16 protein-coding genes are annotated in these 15,723 nt (G+C 71.5%); 6 read left to right on the top strand and 10 right to left on the bottom strand.

Annotated elements, in window-relative coordinates; translation table 11 throughout:
* Positions 1 to 10 precede the first annotated feature (10 nt).
* Positions 11 to 586, bottom strand: a complete 576-nt coding sequence (locus HCN51_RS27230; protein WP_168012915.1) for a DoxX family protein — start codon at positions 584 to 586, stop codon at positions 11 to 13.
* A gap of 324 nt (positions 587 to 910) precedes the next feature.
* On the bottom strand, positions 911 to 1,069 hold the full coding sequence (locus tag HCN51_RS27235; RefSeq protein WP_168012917.1) for a hypothetical protein: 159 nt from the start codon (positions 1,067 to 1,069) through the stop codon (positions 911 to 913).
* A gap of 29 nt (positions 1,070 to 1,098) precedes the next feature.
* On the opposite strand from HCN51_RS27235, the gene HCN51_RS27240 reads away from it, so the two are divergent.
* A complete protein-coding gene (locus HCN51_RS27240; RefSeq protein ID WP_168012919.1) occupies positions 1,099 to 1,932 on the top strand; it encodes a nitrilase-related carbon-nitrogen hydrolase in 834 nt (277 codons plus the stop codon).
* A gap of 88 nt (positions 1,933 to 2,020) precedes the next feature.
* On the opposite strand, the gene HCN51_RS27245 is transcribed toward HCN51_RS27240, so the two are convergent.
* Entirely contained in the window at positions 2,021 to 2,959 is a 939-nt protein-coding gene (locus HCN51_RS27245; protein WP_168012921.1) for a LysR substrate-binding domain-containing protein, read from the bottom strand.
* Between the two features lie 95 nt (positions 2,960 to 3,054).
* Between HCN51_RS27245 and HCN51_RS27250 the strand changes: the two genes are divergently transcribed.
* Positions 3,055 to 3,891 (top strand): alpha/beta fold hydrolase, encoded by an 837-nt coding sequence (locus HCN51_RS27250; protein ID WP_206067932.1) that lies wholly within the window; start codon positions 3,055 to 3,057, stop codon positions 3,889 to 3,891.
* 293 nt (positions 3,892 to 4,184) lie between these two features.
* Here HCN51_RS27250 and HCN51_RS27260 read toward each other — a convergent pair whose 3' ends face one another.
* The gene (locus HCN51_RS27260) at positions 4,185 to 5,087 is read right to left on the bottom strand and encodes a tetratricopeptide repeat protein (protein WP_168012923.1); all 903 of its coding nucleotides are present in this window, start codon (positions 5,085 to 5,087) and stop codon (positions 4,185 to 4,187) included.
* Positions 5,088 to 5,402: 315 nt separating this feature from the next.
* Between HCN51_RS27260 and HCN51_RS27265 the strand changes: the two genes are divergently transcribed.
* A complete protein-coding gene (locus HCN51_RS27265) occupies positions 5,403 to 6,200 on the top strand; it encodes an AraC family ligand binding domain-containing protein (protein ID WP_168012925.1) in 798 nt (265 codons plus the stop codon).
* A gap of 10 nt (positions 6,201 to 6,210) precedes the next feature.
* Positions 6,211 to 6,837, top strand: coding sequence for an isochorismatase family protein (locus HCN51_RS27270; protein ID WP_206067934.1), 627 nt, complete (start codon positions 6,211 to 6,213; stop codon positions 6,835 to 6,837).
* Between the two features lie 130 nt (positions 6,838 to 6,967).
* Here the strand turns inward: HCN51_RS27270 and HCN51_RS27275 are convergent, their stop codons facing one another.
* The gene (locus HCN51_RS27275; protein ID WP_168012927.1) at positions 6,968 to 7,138 is read right to left on the bottom strand and encodes a hypothetical protein; all 171 of its coding nucleotides are present in this window, start codon (positions 7,136 to 7,138) and stop codon (positions 6,968 to 6,970) included.
* 53 nt (positions 7,139 to 7,191) lie between these two features.
* The gene (locus HCN51_RS27280) at positions 7,192 to 7,593 is read right to left on the bottom strand and encodes a hypothetical protein (RefSeq protein WP_168012929.1); all 402 of its coding nucleotides are present in this window, start codon (positions 7,591 to 7,593) and stop codon (positions 7,192 to 7,194) included.
* A gap of 437 nt (positions 7,594 to 8,030) precedes the next feature.
* Here HCN51_RS27280 and HCN51_RS27285 point away from each other — a divergent pair, with 437 nt between their 5' ends.
* Together HCN51_RS27285 and HCN51_RS27290 are read left to right on the top strand one after the other, a co-directional pair.
* The gene (locus tag HCN51_RS27285) at positions 8,031 to 8,669 is read left to right on the top strand and encodes a hypothetical protein (protein ID WP_168012931.1); all 639 of its coding nucleotides are present in this window, start codon (positions 8,031 to 8,033) and stop codon (positions 8,667 to 8,669) included.
* A complete protein-coding gene (locus HCN51_RS27290) occupies positions 8,666 to 9,229 on the top strand; it encodes a hypothetical protein (protein ID WP_168012933.1) in 564 nt (187 codons plus the stop codon). The genes HCN51_RS27285 and HCN51_RS27290 overlap by 4 nt, the downstream gene beginning before the upstream one ends.
* Positions 9,230 to 9,297: 68 nt before the next feature.
* Here the strand turns inward: HCN51_RS27290 and HCN51_RS27295 are convergent, their stop codons facing one another.
* From HCN51_RS27295 to HCN51_RS27310, 4 genes are all read right to left on the bottom strand, one after another.
* Positions 9,298 to 12,057, bottom strand: a complete 2,760-nt coding sequence (locus tag HCN51_RS27295; protein ID WP_168012935.1) for a LuxR C-terminal-related transcriptional regulator — start codon at positions 12,055 to 12,057, stop codon at positions 9,298 to 9,300.
* A 361-nt stretch (positions 12,058 to 12,418) separates the two neighbouring features.
* Positions 12,419 to 12,667, bottom strand: a complete 249-nt coding sequence (locus HCN51_RS27300) for a hypothetical protein (RefSeq protein ID WP_168012937.1) — start codon at positions 12,665 to 12,667, stop codon at positions 12,419 to 12,421.
* Positions 12,668 to 12,858: 191 nt separating this feature from the next.
* Positions 12,859 to 13,473, bottom strand: coding sequence for a sensor domain-containing protein (locus HCN51_RS27305; protein WP_168012939.1), 615 nt, complete (start codon positions 13,471 to 13,473; stop codon positions 12,859 to 12,861).
* A gap of 1,273 nt (positions 13,474 to 14,746) precedes the next feature.
* On the bottom strand, positions 14,747 to 15,712 hold the full coding sequence (locus HCN51_RS27310) for a GlxA family transcriptional regulator (RefSeq protein ID WP_168012941.1): 966 nt from the start codon (positions 15,710 to 15,712) through the stop codon (positions 14,747 to 14,749).
* Positions 15,713 to 15,723: the final 11 nt, after the last annotated feature.

Here is a 15,723-nt window from a genome sequence, read left to right on the forward strand (position 1 = left end):
GGGAAGAGCCTCAGAAGGACGCGTTGGTCATCGTGTACCACGTCGGAGCGCAGGCCAGCAGGGCCAGCGCGAGGAGGACCGCGAGCGAGGCGACGACGCGTGCGGTGGTGACGGGGGCGGCCGCGACGGGCCGCAGCTTCCACCGTCCGGCCGTGATGACCGCCGTGACGCCGCCCAGCAGGAGGTTCGCCGGCACCAAGGCGTATTCGCCGCGGACGATGTGAAAACCGGCCGCCAGGATCATCGTCAGTGTCAGGCCGGCGGCGGCGAGCGGCGTCAGCATCGGCCTGACCTTCGCCATCGCCGGCAGGATCAGGCCGATGCCGCCCAGAACCTCACAGACCCCGATGAAGACGATCAGCGGCTGCGGTACCGCGGCGTACCACGCCACGGCCCGGGGCGCTGCCGCGTACAGGGCTTCGTCGTACAGCAGCACCTTGCCGAAACCGCTGCCCGCGAAGAAGAAGCCGATCAACGCCTGGAGTGACCACAGCGCCCCGCTCAGCGTGAACCTCGGTCCGCGCTTCCTGGTCTGCTGCTCCCTGTCCTCGACGCTGAGCAGGTTGGTGCTGACGTGCCCGTTCATGCTCTCTCACTTGCCTTTCTCCGTTGGGGGGCGGCGACGGCGGCCGCTGCTGCGCTGTCTCGCGACCGCTGTTTGCGTGTGCTCAGCTTTCCGCCCGGCCTGACCGCCGCGCATCCGTGGCGACCACGGATCGTCAGTACGGACCGCCGGCACGGATGACCGGCACGGAGGCGGCTACGGAGTGGAGATTCGCTCGGCGCGTTGCACGGTCCCTGAGGCGCGACGTCCCGTGGGCGACGGCCGGGCTGCCGTGTCACAGAACGGGCGCCTGCCAAATCCTCCGCCCCCAGGGATGGCCCCGGTGCTGGTGGGCGCCCGTCGGCTCTAATCCCGTGAGCGGGTGCCGTTCAGGAAGAAGCCCGCGGCGGTGGCACCGGCTTCTTCCAGCCCCAGACGGTGCTGCTGGTTGAGTGCGATCGCCTTCAGGATGGTGCCGGCGAGGAATTCATAGAGGATCTCGACAGGCAGGTCGTCCCGCAGCACGCCGGTCTCGATCCCTCGACGAGTACGGCGTGGAGGCCGGACTCAACGCCAACATGGCTCTGATCCACCAGCAGATGACGGCACTCGGCCGCCCGGACGTCGAGGTGTCCGCCGGGCGGGGCGCGCTGCCACGGTTCGATCCGGACACGGTGAAACCGGAGTCCACCGCCGTGATCGACGACCTGTTCGCCAGAACCCGGCGCGCCGCCCAGGCCGGCGCGAAGATCGTCATCTGGTCGGAGAACGCGGCCTACGTCTCCCACGCCGGCCTGCCCGCGTCCCACGCCGGCCTGCCCGCACTCCTCACCCAGGCGCGGAGCGTCGCCCACCAGGAGCACATCTACCTGCTCGTCGCCGATAACGTCCACCTGCCCAACCCGCGCGACAGCCGGGACGAAACCCACCTGATCGGCCCCGACGGCACTGTCCTATGGACCTATCAGAAGTCGCACCCGGTCCCCGGCATGGAGCCGTACCGGCCCGGCAACGGGGTCGCCCCGGTGGTCAGCACGCCCTACGGCCGCCTCGCCGGCGTCATCTGCAACGACGCCGACTTCCCGGCGATGATGCGTGCCGATGCCGACATCATGCTGGTGCCCGGCGGCGACTGGCCGGAGATCGGCCGGGTGCACACCGTGATGGCCGGTCTGCGCGCCATCGAGAACGGCTACTCGCTCGTCCGGCAGGACTACGTCGGCTTGTCGGCGGCCTTCGACAACCAAGGCCATGTGCTGTGCCTGGCCGGCACCATCGTCCTCCTCGGTTCCGGTGCCTTCCGGCGGCGCCCGCCGGCAGCCGGAACGCCGGGGCCCGCCACACAGCGCGAGCCGGAACCGACGGCATGTAAAGCGGCCTTTCGCTGACCTCGATCGTGCCTTGCGGAAAGCGGGAACTCGACCGTGCCCGCCGCCGAGAGCAGCGCCACCAGCCCCGGCCACGATCCGCGGCGATTCAAGCGTTCAGCATGATGTGGAGGCGGTGGTCGAGAGCGGCGTCGACGATGGGGCAGTGGCGCCGGATGACGTCGAGGAACGCGGCCAGCACCGGGGAGCGGTCCCCGGTGGCGAACGACAGGACCAGGTCGGGCAGGGGCACGCGCGGCGTCACCTCGCAGAACCACGTGCCCGGACGCGGGGCCGACACCATGCGCGAGGGCCCCAGCCCGACGCCGACGCCCGAGGCGGCGAGGCCGACGATCGTGTGCACGTCCCTGGCGGCGGTCGCGGTGGTCAGTGCGGCGGAGTCCTCGCCCAGCAGCGTGCGCAGCACGGCGGCGACGGCGGGCTCGTCGCCGGCGGCCGAGACGATGAGCCGCTGGTCGCGCAGCTGCTCCACGCTCACCGACGGCCGGCCCGCGTACGGGTGCGCGGTGCTCACGACGGCGACCAGGTGATCATGCCCGATCGGCACGGACAGCAGCCGCTCGGCCCCCGCGCCCCGGGGTGGCCCGAGGGTGATCGCCACGTCCAGCTCCCCGGCGACGAGCGCCGCCGTGCTGCCGCTGGTCGCCATCTCGTGCAGTTCGAGCCGTACGCCGGGCCGCTCGCGACCGAACCGGCCGAGCACGACGGGCAGCAGATCGAGCAGCGCGGAGGCGACGAACCCCAGGCGCAGCCGCCCCGTCTCGCCGCGCGCCGCCCGCCCCGCGTCGACGGTGGCGGCCGTCATCTCCTCCAGTGCCCGGCGTGCCCGCACGAGGAACGCTTCCCCCGCCGCTGTCGGGAACACCCCCTGCCGCGTACGGTCGAACAGCCGGGCTCCGACCTCGCGCTCCAGGTCGGCGATCTGCTTGGACAGGGGCGGCTGCGCGATTCCCAGCGCCTGCGCCGCCCGGCCGAAGTGCTCGTGCTCGGCGAGCGCGAGCGCGTACCGCAGATGCCGGGCCTCCACCAGCGTCTCCTCCCGCGATATCTCCTGTGTATTGTCGTTCAGACTGCCATATCTTGAGGTGGATGACGTCGTGGTCATCGGCTGGGATGAACGACATGAGCACAACCGTCTTCGTCTTCGTCCACGGCGCCTGGGGCGGCGCCGGGCAGTGGTCGGCCACGCAGCGCGCGCTCGCCGGGCCCGAAGTCGCGAGCGTGGCCGTGGACCTGCCCGGGCACGGCTTCGACGCGCCGCTGCCCAGCGGATACCTGCTGCCCGGCCAGCCCGGCCTGCTGACCGAGAGGTCCGAGCTGGCCGGCGTGACGATGGACGACTGCGCCGCCGCCATCGTGGACACGCTGCGCCGGGTCCGCCACCATCGCGAGGTCGTGCTCGTCGCGCACAGCGCGAGCGGCGGGCCCGCGTCGCTCGCCGCCGAGCGGGCGCCCGAGCTGGTGGACCGGATCGTCTACGTCTCCGCGTTCGTCCCCGGCGGGCGGCCGCGCTTCTTCGACTACCTCAACGCGCCGCAGAACGCCGCCGCGCTGGGACAGGGCCTGTTCCTCGGCGACGCCGGAGCGCTCGGCGCCGTCCGGATCAACCCGCTGTCCACGGACCCCGCCTACGTCGAGGAGCTACGGCAGGCGCACTTCCACGACACGCCCGCGAACCGCTTCGGGCGCTGGCGCTCCACGCTGAGCCCGGACCTGCCGCTGGCCATCCCCGCCACGCCGGTCGTGCTGACGGCCGGGCGCTGGGGACGGATCCCGCGCACCTTCATCCGCTGCGCCGACGACCGGACCCTCCCGACGGCCACACAGGACCTGATGATCGCCGAGGCCGACGCGGCCTTCCCCGACGCCCCCTTCACCGTACGGACAATCCCGGGCAGCCACAGCCCTTTCGCCACCCGCCCGCACGAGCTCGCCACGGCCCTGCTCCAGGCGCCCTGACCCCTACCCGCCACCGGCACCGTGCGGAACGTGCCCTCAGCCCATGCGGACCTCACCACGAGGGCCGAGATCCGCAACGCCGCCATCACGCCCTTCGCCCGCGACCGCTTCCAGAGGACGAACCTGCGGGCGATCGCGGCCACGGTGGGAGAGCACGGACCGGGCCGGGCCGCGGGCGCTCTTCGGCCAGTACCAGTCGGATCCGGAGGAACACCACCGCTGCTCGCGGCGGCCGCGCGAAGACGTGCCCGCCGGAAACCGCCTCGGCGATGGTCAACGTCGCCGCGGAGCTTCTACCGGTGGGACCAGTACAACCGTGCCCCGGCCCGGCCGGGCGCGGGGTCGGCGAGCTGGGCACGGACCTGCCCGGCGTCCGGGTGGGCGAGCTCGTCGAGCAGGACGAGGGCCTGCCGCCAGGTGTCGCGGGCGGTGTCGTGATCGCCTCCGACGTGGTGCGCGTTGCCGAGCCGGATCAGCGCCTCGACCTCGCCGATGCGATCGCCCAGCGTCAGGTACAGGCCGAGCGCCTGCCGGTGGCAGCGGACGGCAAGGTCGTACTGGCCGAGGTGATGGTGGGCGTAGCCGAGGCCGTCGAGGGAGGCGGCCTGGCCGTTGAGGTCGCCGAGCTCCTGGAACAGGGTGAGGGCGCGGCGGCAGTACACGAGCGCCCGGTCGTGCCGGCCGAGCAGGGCGTGGGCCTGCCCGCGAGGGTCGGCCAGCCGGCGCGAGGCGTCCAGGGCGGCCTGCTCGGCGGTGACCCAGTCGAGCAGCAGGCCGCGCCATCGCAGGAACGCGCTCAGCGCCCAGGCCAGGTGCCGCACCTCCTCGTCGTGTCCCTGGGCGGCGGCCTCCTGCACGGCGGCGACCAGCGCGGGACGCTCGGAGGTGAACCAGGCCAGCGCCTGCCCGGCCCCGTCGATCGCCTCGGCGCTCACCCCTGGTGCGGGCGGCGGGAGCGCGATCGGGCGCCGGCGCGGGGCCAGCAGCAGCGTGGCGGCGTGCGCGGTGTGCAGGTAGTGATCGAGCAGCCGGCGCGACGCCCGCCGCCGGTCGTGCTCGGTGTCGAGGGTGTGGACGAGCTCGGCCGCGTAGGCGCGGAGCAGGTCGTGCCGGGCGTACCGGCCGGGCCGGTGCTCGGCGGCCAGGTGCGCGCCGGCCAGCTCGGCCAGCGGCGGCCGGACCTCGGGCACGGCCACGCCCGCCAGACTGGCCGCGGCGGGTCTGGGAAGGGTTCTACTATCGCGCCTGGTCCGGGAGGGAGTGCCCTGCGGGCCGGCGCCTTCACCAGTCGGGGCGCGACCAGAGCTGATCAGCGACGTACGGGCCCGCGCCCGGCCATGCCGGAACGCTCGCCGGGCGGAGGCGACTCGGCGAAGTCCCGGACGAGATTGCTCCCGATCCGTCGCAGCGGGTCCCGCGCGTACTGCAGAGAAGGCCGGCGTCGCGGCGTGGCGACGAGGCAGGCTCTCCCGCTGTTCGGGGTTCGGGTGACGTCGGGTACAAAGGCAGTCGTGAAGGACGTCGTCGAGCACCGCTACAGCCGCGACGACATGCGTCTGGTGACGGCGTCCTTCCGTACGCATCATTTCGTTCCCCACGCGCACAGCGAGTACGCCATCGCGGCGATCGAGCGCGGGGTGGAAGCTGTCCGCTATCGCGGCGGCACCGAGCACGCGCCCGCGGGCAGCCTGCTTCTCCTCGATGCCGACACCATCCACGCCGGCCGCCCCGGCATCGCCGAGGGCTGGGACTATCGAGTCTTCTACCTTCCGCCGGCGCTGTTGGCGGAACTCGCCGGGTACCGGCCCACCTTCGCCGTGCCGACTCCCCACGACCCGTCCCTGGCCCGCCGCCTGATCCGGCTGCACCGCCGCCAGGACCAGAACTCCCTGGCCGCGCAGGAGGAATTCGAAGCGCTGTTCACCGAGATCCTCGTCCGCTACACACGCCGCGCGATCACTGCGGCGCCGCCGCTACCCGTTCTGAAGGTACAGCGGCACCTGGCCGCAGACCTTCAACACACCCCGTCCCTGGACGAGCTCGCCAGCGTGGCATGCCTGCCCCGGTTCCAGCTGCTGCGCGCCTTCCGCCGCGAAAGCGGCCTCACTCCGCACGGCTACCTGCTCCAGCTACGCCTGCGCCGGGCCCAGCAGCTCCTGACCGCCGGGCACACCGTCGCGCGCGCCGCCGCCGAAAGCGGCTTCTACGACCAGGCGCACCTGCACCGTCACTTCCGCCGCACGTTCGCCGCCACCCCGGGCCGGTTCGCCCGCAACGACGTACAAGACCGGTACGGCCCGCCCGCCTAACGTGTCCGGCGTGAACGAACACACCATGCCAGAGTTCTCCCGCAGCGCCCTGCTCACCATCGACCTGCAGCGTGACTTCATCGCCGACATCGACGGCACCGCCGAGGTGCTGCCCGCGGTCCGGCGCCTGACGCACGCGTTCCGCCGAGCGGGGCGGCCCATCGTGCACATCGTGCGCCTGTACCTGCCCGACGGCAGCAACGCCGACCTGTGCCGGCGCACGCTGCGAGGAAAGGTCAACCCGCACTCGCCGGGCTCCCAGCTCGCCGACGGGCTCGCCCCGGAAACCGAACTCGATCCGGACCTGCTCCTGGCAGGAAACGCGCAGGAAATCGGTCCGAACGAGCACATCCTGTACAAACCTCGCTGGAGCGCCTTCTTCCGCACCCGGCTGCTGGACCACCTCACCGAACGCGAGGTGAGCACGGTAGTCGTCGCCGGCTGCAACTATCCGAACTGCCCGCGTGCCACGCTCGTCGACGCGACCGAGCGCGATCTACGCACCGTCGCGGTGCGGGACGCGCTCTCCCGCTGGACCAGCGACGCGGACGGCGAACTCACCGGTATGGGCATCGCCTGCCTGGACACGAGCGAGGTCATCGCCGCCACCCGCTCTCGTATGGCTTCCTCAAGCTGACGACCAGGGTCTTGCCTCTCTCAACACCTGTGGATCATGGGGCGCAGAAAGGTGCATGCACCTCATGCCGTGCTCGGAGCTGGAGCGGGCCCTGTGCCGGCTGTTCGCCGGCGCGTTGGGAACGGCGGGCTCACTGGCGAGACCTCCGCCAGGCGGCGGCGTACCTGCTGCCAGTCCTCGCGCTGAGCCCGGCCGGCCCGAGCACCCTGGCCTGCTCGGTGCTGAGGTGGCCGCGGTGGGCCGCGTACTGCCGGGACGTGCGGTCGAGCCCGTCGCTGCGCGCGGGCGGGCTGCCGCCCACCCCTCCGGCTTGGTCAGCCGGCTCGGAACTCCTTCCTGCTCATGGTCTGGCGCTCAGCGGGTACGGCGCGACCGCCACGCTCGCGCGCCGACGGCGGCCAGGGCCGCGACCAGCCCGGTGCCGAGCCCGATCGACATGGCGATCCCGCTCGTGTACGCCCGGTAGGTGAACTCGGCGATGCCCGCAGGTGTGTTCCGGCCATACCCCGCCGCGGCGTTCCACAGGAGCTGGTGAACCACCACCAGCGAGAGCCCGTAGAGGATCCCGAGGACGAGGAAGTCCGCGAAAGGCCGGCGGCTCTCACGTACCGTCGCCACCAGCAACCACGCCGCGAACGGCGTGAGCGCCAGCACGTAGTAGAGCAGTCCGCTCTCCGGCGGGACCAGGCCCAGATCCGCCAGGACGGTGCGTGGCAGGCCGAGCGCCAGCAGCAGGAGCATCAGCCTGGTCGGCATGTCCGTCGCCGGGAAACGACCGGGTCCGACCGCGGGTCTTGCCGCGTCGTTGGGTTGATTCATGCCCCGGATCCTGCGCCGGTGTCCCGAGGCGAACATCGGCCAGGTGGCCCATGTTCACGACATCGTGCCTGGACTCGCGCCTGCGGGAAGCCCGGGTGGTGCACCGCTCCAGTGCGCCCACCTTCTGCGTCCAGCGCGTAGGCCGCAAGCGGATCCCGTCCGGCGGGACTCCGGCGACGTGACCTGAGGGGGTTCGGCGAGTACAGCGTGACCTCGCTCTCGCCTCGTTCCGGACTGGCCCGGTCTCCGGTTCACCCGCCCGCGAAGTGGCCCGGCGGGCGGGCCCGGCTGGCCACCTGGCCGATGTACGTGCACGTCGTCCGCTCCGAGGGTTGGGGGAAAGGAAATCCACTCGTACCGGCGAGGAGCCGTCCATGATCGAGCCTTCCGGCGAAACCGTCCACCGCGCCCGCACCGGGGTGCCGGCGTTGATCGCCGCATGCGGTTTCGTGGCCGTTTACCTGGTGACCGATTTCGTCACGTCCGCCGTCGCCACGTCCGCGATGCCGCTGCCGAACTCGACGTCCGCGGCGGCTCAAGACTGGTTCGCCGGCAACCGCCTGGCCGCCGTGCTGATGGGCGCCTGCCAAGCGGTGTCCGTGCTCTTCCTCGCCTGGTTCGCCGGTGTCGCCGGCCGCCGCCGTTCCCGTCCGTGGGGTCTTGTGGCCGTGGGGCTCATGCTGCTCGCGAGCATCTGCGCGTGGGTGCTGGCCGCCGTCGCCCCCACGGCCTCGCCGGGCACGGTGGAGGTGCTGCGCGACGCGAACTTCATCGCGGGTGGCACCGCCCATGTCGTCGCGCTCGGCGTGTTCGCCTTCCTGACATCTCGCGAGAGGGAGTTCGGCCGGCCGGTCCGCATCCTGTCCACGGTGGCGCTGGTCGTGTCCGTGCTGTCGCTGTCCTCGCTCTTCGTCTTCGAAGGAGCGGCCCTCATCCTGCTCGGCCGATTGTTGTGCATGGTGTGGGCGATCAGCGCGGGTGTGAGCCTGTCCCGCCACCGGGTGCCGCGGTGACCCATCAGACCTCGGAGCGCGGAGTTCGAGGAGCGCCGCCCGCATCCCGCCGGCGACTCTCCAGAGGCTGGCGGCGCGCCACGCTCGTTGTCCACGTCATCTCCGCCGGCGCGTGGATCGGGATCGACGTGATCATGGCCGTGCTGGTGCTCGCCGGCTGGTTCGCCGCTGACGTGAACGCCCGGAGCCTGGCGTACCGGGCATTGGCGGAGTTCGTGATCTGGCCGATGCTGGGATCCGCCCTCGTATGCCTGGTGACGGGGGTCGTGCTGGGCGCCGGCACCACCTGGGGGCTGGTCCGCTACTGGTGGGTCGCCGTGAAACTGGCACTCAACCTGGCCCTGTGCATCCTCATCGTCGTCCTGCTCATGCCGGGCATGGACGCGGTCGGCTCATACGGCGAACGCCTGCTGACCGGCACGCCGTCGTCCACGGTGGTGGAGAGACTGTTCTTCCCGCCCGCCGTGTCCCTCTCTTCGCTCTCCTTCGCCACGATCCTGGCGGTCTGGAAGCCGTGGGGCCGGCTGCGTCTCCGTACTGCCCGCCGGGAAGATCGTTGACATGGAGCCGCGCCGTGACCACCGCCCTCGCCAGGCACGACGGCGACCTGCCCGCCGGCTCGTGGCGGTCAGCTGCCGGGATCGGGGTGGGAGCTCGCGTACGCCGCAAGCTCGGTCCTGTTCGCCACCCCGAGCTTCTGGTAGATCCGGCTGAGGTGACTCTTGACCGTGGACCGGCTCATGAACAGCCGTCCGGCCACGTCCGGGTTGCTGAGGCCGGCGCAGACCAGGACGACCACCTCACGCTCGGTCGGCGACAGGCTCTCCCAACCGGCGCTGGGGCGGTCGCGGCTGCCGCGGCCGCGTCGCGCGAGTTCCACGGCGTCCGCGAGCGTGAGGGCCCGGCCTGCGGCCCGGTGTTCGTCGAAGCCCGCCCCGAGCCTGTCTCGCAGCACGGCGACCAGAGCGGCAGCGGCCGCCGTGTCGACGGGCGGCCGTGGGTAGCCCATCCGCTCGCGGGCTGCCTCGCACGCACCCAGGAGCCGGGCGGCCCTTGCCCGGTGGGCGTCCTCGCCCGCGTCGAGCTCCGCCAGCGCTTCGAGCGAGTCGACCAAGCTGGTGACGAGCCCGTTGTCGTGTCGTAACGCCAGCGACCGGTGCAGCAGGTCGCGGGCCTGCCCCCGGTCGGCCGGCGCGGCCAGCCTGCCCAGCTCGTCCAGCAGTTGCGCCAGCTCGTACGGGGTCCGCAGCCGCTCGGCGAGCGCGACGCCTTCCTTCGCGATCGTCACGGCGGTCTCCAGCCGGTCCAGCCGCCGCAGCGCCCCCACCAGGCCCGGCAGGCAGCGAAGCCCGATCCACTCGATCGACCCGTCGGCACGTCGCCGGACACCTCGCTCGAACGTGCGGACCGCCGCCTCGAGCTCGCCGGACCACAGGCGCACGAGACCGTCCGCGACCATGAATCCGACCACGTTGACGTCCTCGGTCTCGACGACCGACCTCACCACCGGGTCGATCAGCTCGCGAGCACGGTCCAGATCGCCGGACGAAGCGATCGCGTGGGCGGCGTTGACGGTGTTGGTGCCGACGGCGAAATAGTCGCGCAGCGGCCGCACAAGGGCGACCACCTCGTCCGCGACGGCCACAGCGGCCCGGACGTCGCCGGTCTGCATGGTCGTGAAGATCTCGATCCCGCGAGCGAAGGCGCCGCAGAAGCGGTCACCACGCTCCATGCTGCCGGCGTAGGCCCGGCGGGCCACCTTCCTCGCCTCGTCATTGAGGCCGCGTGTCTGCAGGCTGTATCCCGCCGTCACCAGCGACCAGTCCCGGGAGAACGGGTCACCCACCCGCTCGCCCTCACGGTAGGTCTCGCGGGCCAGGCGCTCGGTCTCCTCGAAGTCGCGGAAGAAGACCCGGAAACAGCGCCCCGTGAGAGACCGCACGCGGGACACCGGGTCGGAGGCGGGGTCGTCGAGGACTTCGCTCACCGCGTCATCGAGCAGGTCACCGCGCCCGCTCACCATGGCCAGCATGGCCTGCCCGGCCAGCAGGCGGTGGCGCACCACGCGGTCATCGACGCAACGGAGGGCGAGGTCGAGGAACTGGTGCCCCTCGGTGGACAGCCCGCGCAGGAACCAGTAGCGCCCGAGCGCGGCGACCATCCGGCAGGCCTTCGCACGTCGCGCGGGTCCGCCCGCGAATCCCCAGCGCAACGCCTTGACCAGGTTGTCGTGATGGCCGTCGAGCACCAGCCGCCAGGTGTCCTGGTCGAAGTCCAGTCCCGGCTCGGCCTCCTCCGCGAGGCGCAGGAAATAGTCGAGATGGCGCTCCAGCACGGCGTCCTCCTCGCCCGCCGCCCGCAGCTCCTCCTCGGCGTACTGCTGGATGGTGTCCAGGAGCCGGTATCTGACCTGCCCGGCCACCTCCCGTACGGTGACCAGCGACTTGTCCAGGAGCCGGCCGAGCGGCTGAAGCCAGTCGACGGGCAGCGCCGCTTCCCGGCCTGGACCACCGACTTCCCGACTTGGACCGTCGACGGGGCCCCGGACAGGGGCAGGGGCGCCGGGGCCGGCGCACACGGCAGCCACGGAGTCGATGTCGAACGTACCGGCGAACGCCGCGAGACGGCGGAACAGCACCTGATCGCGGCGGTCGAGCAACGCGTGGCTCCAGCTGATCGAGGCATTCATGGTCCGATGCCGCGCGACGCCCCCGCGCGGCCCACCCGTGAGCAGCCGCACCGAAGCCTCAAGCCCGGATGCGATCTGCGCCGGTCCGAGCGCCCTGACCCAAGCCGCTGCCAGTTCGATCCCGAGCGGAAGCCGATCGACTCGCGTGCACACCGCGTCCACGTCGGCCTCGACCGCGCGCAGATCGAAGCCTGGAGCCACCAGCGTCGCGCGTTCGGCGAAGAGCTGCCGGGCCTCCGCGGCGTCGAGGACGGGAACCCGCCACACCGTCTCGCCCTCCACCCCCAGGGGTTCCCGCGTGGTGGCCAGGACGGTGAGGCCGGGGCACGAGCGCAACAACCGGTCGGTCAGCTCGGCCACCGGTGCCAGCAGATGCTCGCACGTGTCCAGCAACAGCAGGGTCTCGCGGTGAGCCAGCTGCCTGACCAGACCGGCGAGCTGGTCGCTGCCCGGCTCCAGCAGGAGGTCGAAGGTCGAAGCCACGAGCCGCCCCACCTGCTCCGGCTCCTTGACAGCCGAGAGGTCCACCATCCAGGGGCCGTCGGCGCAGGACGCGGCCAGGCTCTCGGCCACCCGAAGCGCCAGCCTGGTCTTGCCACAGCCCCCGACCCCGGTCAGCGACACCAGGCGCCGTGAGGACAGCAGGGTGAGCAGCTTGTCGACCTCTTCCTGCCGGCCCACGAACGAGGTCAAGCTCACCGGCACGTTGTGGTGCCGGCGCGTCGCGGGTGCAACGCCTGCAGCCATATCACCCTGCCCACCTAGATCCGGCCCTGGCACTATCCTCTGACCGAAACATAGGGCAGCTCCAGTCAGTCTGGCTCTTCGAATTATGCCCACCGGGGGTACCCGCGGGGCGTCGGCCATCCGCACCCGGCAATGCCTCCCATGTCGCCCCGATCGTCGGCGTCAAGCCCCTCGGTGAGGTTGCGCGAGACCCGCAGCACGCGCTCAAGCCGTTGGAGCTCGCAGGGCCAGGGCGGGCGGCCGCTGGGCGCGGCGCGTTGCGCCTCCCCCAGCGCTCCGGCGACCGCCGGACCTGGTGGCGCTGCGTCCCGCACTACCTGGAGACGGTCGTGGCGATGCTGGCCGGCATGGTCGTGCTCGGCGGGGCGCTGCGCGCGGTCCTGGGGCTGGCCGGCGTGGAGCACTCCATGAAACGCCATCCGGCGCTGACCGTCCTGGAGACGGGGGTGACCATGACGGTGGCCATGTGCGCCTGGATGCACATCCGGCGCCACGGCTGCGCCGGCACCTTGGAGCTGGGCGCCGTCATGCCGGCGCCCACGGTCGTCTTCGCCGCGCTCACCGGCCGGCTCGACGGTGTACGCGGCCGGAAGCGCAGGACTGTCCGGCTTCACCTCAGCCTCGATCGCGACGAAGCCCGTCAGCGGCACGGCATCAGCCGGCGGACGTCCGGCCGTGCCCCGGAACGCAAGGGACCGGGCCACCCTCCGTCGATTCGCCCGGCATCGCTCACCGTCCTGTCGGTCCCGCCTGTCAGGAGCAGACGCCAGGCAGGCCGCATACCTTGCCGGCCATGGTGCGAGCGTCCTTCACCACCGCGCGGAAGTGCGAGGACTTCAGGCTCTTGGTCACATTGCCGCCTTCGGCGTAGATGGCCAGGGCCTTGCCCTTCCGCACGATGACGTAGCGGGCCCTGCCCTCGAAGAAGAAACCGCCGATGCGCAACGCCTCGTCGCCGATGAGGGTCTTCTTCCATCGGTACGTGTAGGTGTAGGGCTTGGTGCCGCCGGTGGCGCACCGCTTGAGGTCGGCTCGTACGTCGTTGAACGCCTGGCGGGCGGCGGTCTTGCTCCGGTAGATCACGACCTGTTCGCTCAGGTGATCGGCCTCGGCCACGTACGTGATGGTGCGTGCCGTGACCCGGTCATTGGCGCCGGGGTTGCGCTCGCACGGGTTGACCTCCAGGCGCCGGCTCAGCCGGTTGCTCACCGTCCACTTCTCCCACGACTTGGCCGGTCCTGCCGCCTTGGCCTCGTACAGCAGGAATCCCTTGGGCAGGGAGGCGGCCGACGGCGCCGCTGCGGCCTCGCCGGCGCCGGCGCCCAGCACCGTGGCGGCGATCCCCAGCACCATCAGTTTCTTGAGCAATGTGGCTCCTCTGGTCGCTTCTGGATGGATGCGTACGTGAAGTCAGACGCAGTTCCGAGCGATTGGTTCGGGTCACATGGCCGAGACGGCCGTCAACCCGAGCACGGTGCCGGATCGCGGCGACCCGAACGACTGCCGAACCTGCCCGTTGACGGTCCGGATCGGCGCCGTCGACTGGGCTCTTGAACGGGAAGAGCGGTCAGCCTCGGCAGCTGTAATACGGGGTGCACACGAAACGCGTGCCGCCGGCCGGGCTTCCCGCGCAGGCGGAGTAGCGCCGCGGGTGGACGTGGTACGCCTTCGTGTCGAGCTTGCTGGTGGTGCTCTGCTGCAAGCTCCGCGACTGAAGGTGACTCCGGACTGCTTCAGCAGGACGTAGGCGGATGCGCCGGCGCTGGGCGCCGTCATGATGAGCACGACCACCGTCATGGCGACGCTCGTGACCGCCGCCGTCAGATATTTCACTCCTGTTTTCTCCTGTTTCGGAATCACACGGATCTGGCTCGTTGCCGGCCATTCCCGTCACGACCAGGACTGTGCCTGCCGCGTCGGCGGCAAATCAGAATCAGGCACGATCGTGCGCCTGCCGACGAGCATATGCAGAATTACCGTGCGGTGATTTCGGCGTGGCCCGGATTCCTCCGTGGTATGCACGGCGCCAGCTGCCCCGGCCGCATCCAGTGCACGGAAGCCGACGATACTGAAGAAGCCGCCCAGGTTGAAGGGACATTGACCGGACATATTGCGGACATTTGCCGCAGCTGACCTTGTGGTCGAGAGAGACCAGGCGGTGTCGCCCAGGCCTACCGGGCGGCCGGTCCGGCGCCGCCCGTGAGAAATGCCCCATGCGTTCGCTGACCGGTTGAGCGTTGCCGTAGCCGCAGGGCCCGGGCTTACTCCCTGGGATTCCTGGTTCAAGAGGCCACGACCGCCTTCGAGATCAATCCGATGGCGACGGCCATGTGGCTCGACCACCTCAGCCGGACCTCGCGTGACCGCCACACGACGTCCGGGGCGCAGGCGGACCTCGACCGGGCGGTCAAGCCGGCCGGGCAGGCAGCCGACGCGCCGGGCTCAGCCCCACCAAATCTGGGCACCGCCCTCCTGGGCCGATACGGGCTCCCCGGTCACGACGACGACCTCGACCGGGCCGTCGAGGCGCTGGAGCAGGGCGCGGCGAGCGAGTCGCCGCGTACCGGCACCACAGCCTTTCCCCGACAGCAGGGGGTTGAGTCGAAGGACTGCGGCGGGCCAGACCTGCGACGGTGCGTGCTCAATCGGCGTCGTGGGTGGGGCCGAAGGCTTGGCGGTAGTCGCGGGGTGGCAGGCCGACGTGGCGGGTGAAGTGGTGGCGCATGGTGAGGGCGGTGCCGAAGCCGCAGCGGCGGGCGATGGCGGTGATGGGCAGGTCGCTGACCTCCAGGAGGTGCTGGGCGGCCAGCACGCGCTGGGTCAGGAGCCACTGCAGAGGGGTGCCGCCGGTGGCCTGAACGAATCGGCGGGCGAAGCTGCGCTCGGACATGCGCGCCAGCCCCGCCATCTGCGCGACGGTCCACGGGCGGGCAAGGTCGTGGAGAACCCGTTCGCGTACCTTTGACAGGTCGTCGACCTGGTCCTGGGCGGCCGGGATGGGGCGGGTGATGAACTGTGCCTGTCCGCCGGTCCGGAAGGGTGCGGTGACCATGGTCCGGGCGATCTCGGCCGCGGCGGCGGCGCCGTGATCGCGGCGGACCAGGTGCAGGCACAGGTCGATGCCGGCGGCCACGCCTGCCGAGGTCCATACGGAGCCGTCCCCGACGAACAGGACGTTGGGGTCCACGATCACGTCGGGATGGCGGCGCGCGAGTTCCTCGGCGTCCAGCCAGTGCGCGGTGGCGCGGCGGCCGTCCAGCAGGCCGGCGGCGGCCAGCAGGAACGCGCCCGAGCACAGGGACGCCACGGTGGCGCCGCGTGCGTGGGCGGCCCGCAGCGCGGCCCGGACCTGCGGATGGACGGGCGCCGTGGGGTTCTGGACGCCGGGAACGACGACCAGGTCGCACTCGTCCAGGCCGTCCAGACCGTGGCCGGGAACGCAGGTCACGCCCGAGGTCATGGGGATCATGGAGCGGTGCGGCCCGCAGGTGCGCAGCTCGAACCGCGGGACGCCGCGGGCGGTCCGGTCGAGCCCCCAGACCTCGGTGGCCACGGCGTAGTCGAACACGCGGACCTGCTCGGTGACCAGTACCCCCACACGCATCATGGCGGAAATCT

Origin of the sequence: Nonomuraea composti (assembly GCF_012034275.1) — a bacterium.
In the GTDB taxonomy this organism is placed as follows: Bacteria; Actinomycetota; Actinomycetes; order Streptosporangiales; family Streptosporangiaceae; genus Nonomuraea; species Nonomuraea composti.

Bases quoted from the DNA above. Each gene is read 5' to 3' on its own strand.
- HCN51_RS27230 (WP_168012915.1), bottom strand. From the start codon at position 586: ATGAACGGGCACGTCAGCACCAACCTGCTCAGCGTCGAGGACAGGGAG.
- HCN51_RS27250 (WP_206067932.1), top strand. From the start codon at position 3,055: ATGAGCACAACCGTCTTCGTCTTCGTCCACGGCGCCTGGGGCGGCGCC.
- HCN51_RS27280 (WP_168012929.1), bottom strand. From the start codon at position 7,593: ATGCCGACCAGGCTGATGCTCCTGCTGCTGGCGCTCGGCCTGCCACGC.
- HCN51_RS27285 (WP_168012931.1), top strand. From the start codon at position 8,031: ATGATCGAGCCTTCCGGCGAAACCGTCCACCGCGCCCGCACCGGGGTG.
- HCN51_RS27310 (WP_168012941.1), bottom strand. From the start codon at position 15,712: ATGATGCGTGTGGGGGTACTGGTCACCGAGCAGGTCCGCGTGTTCGAC.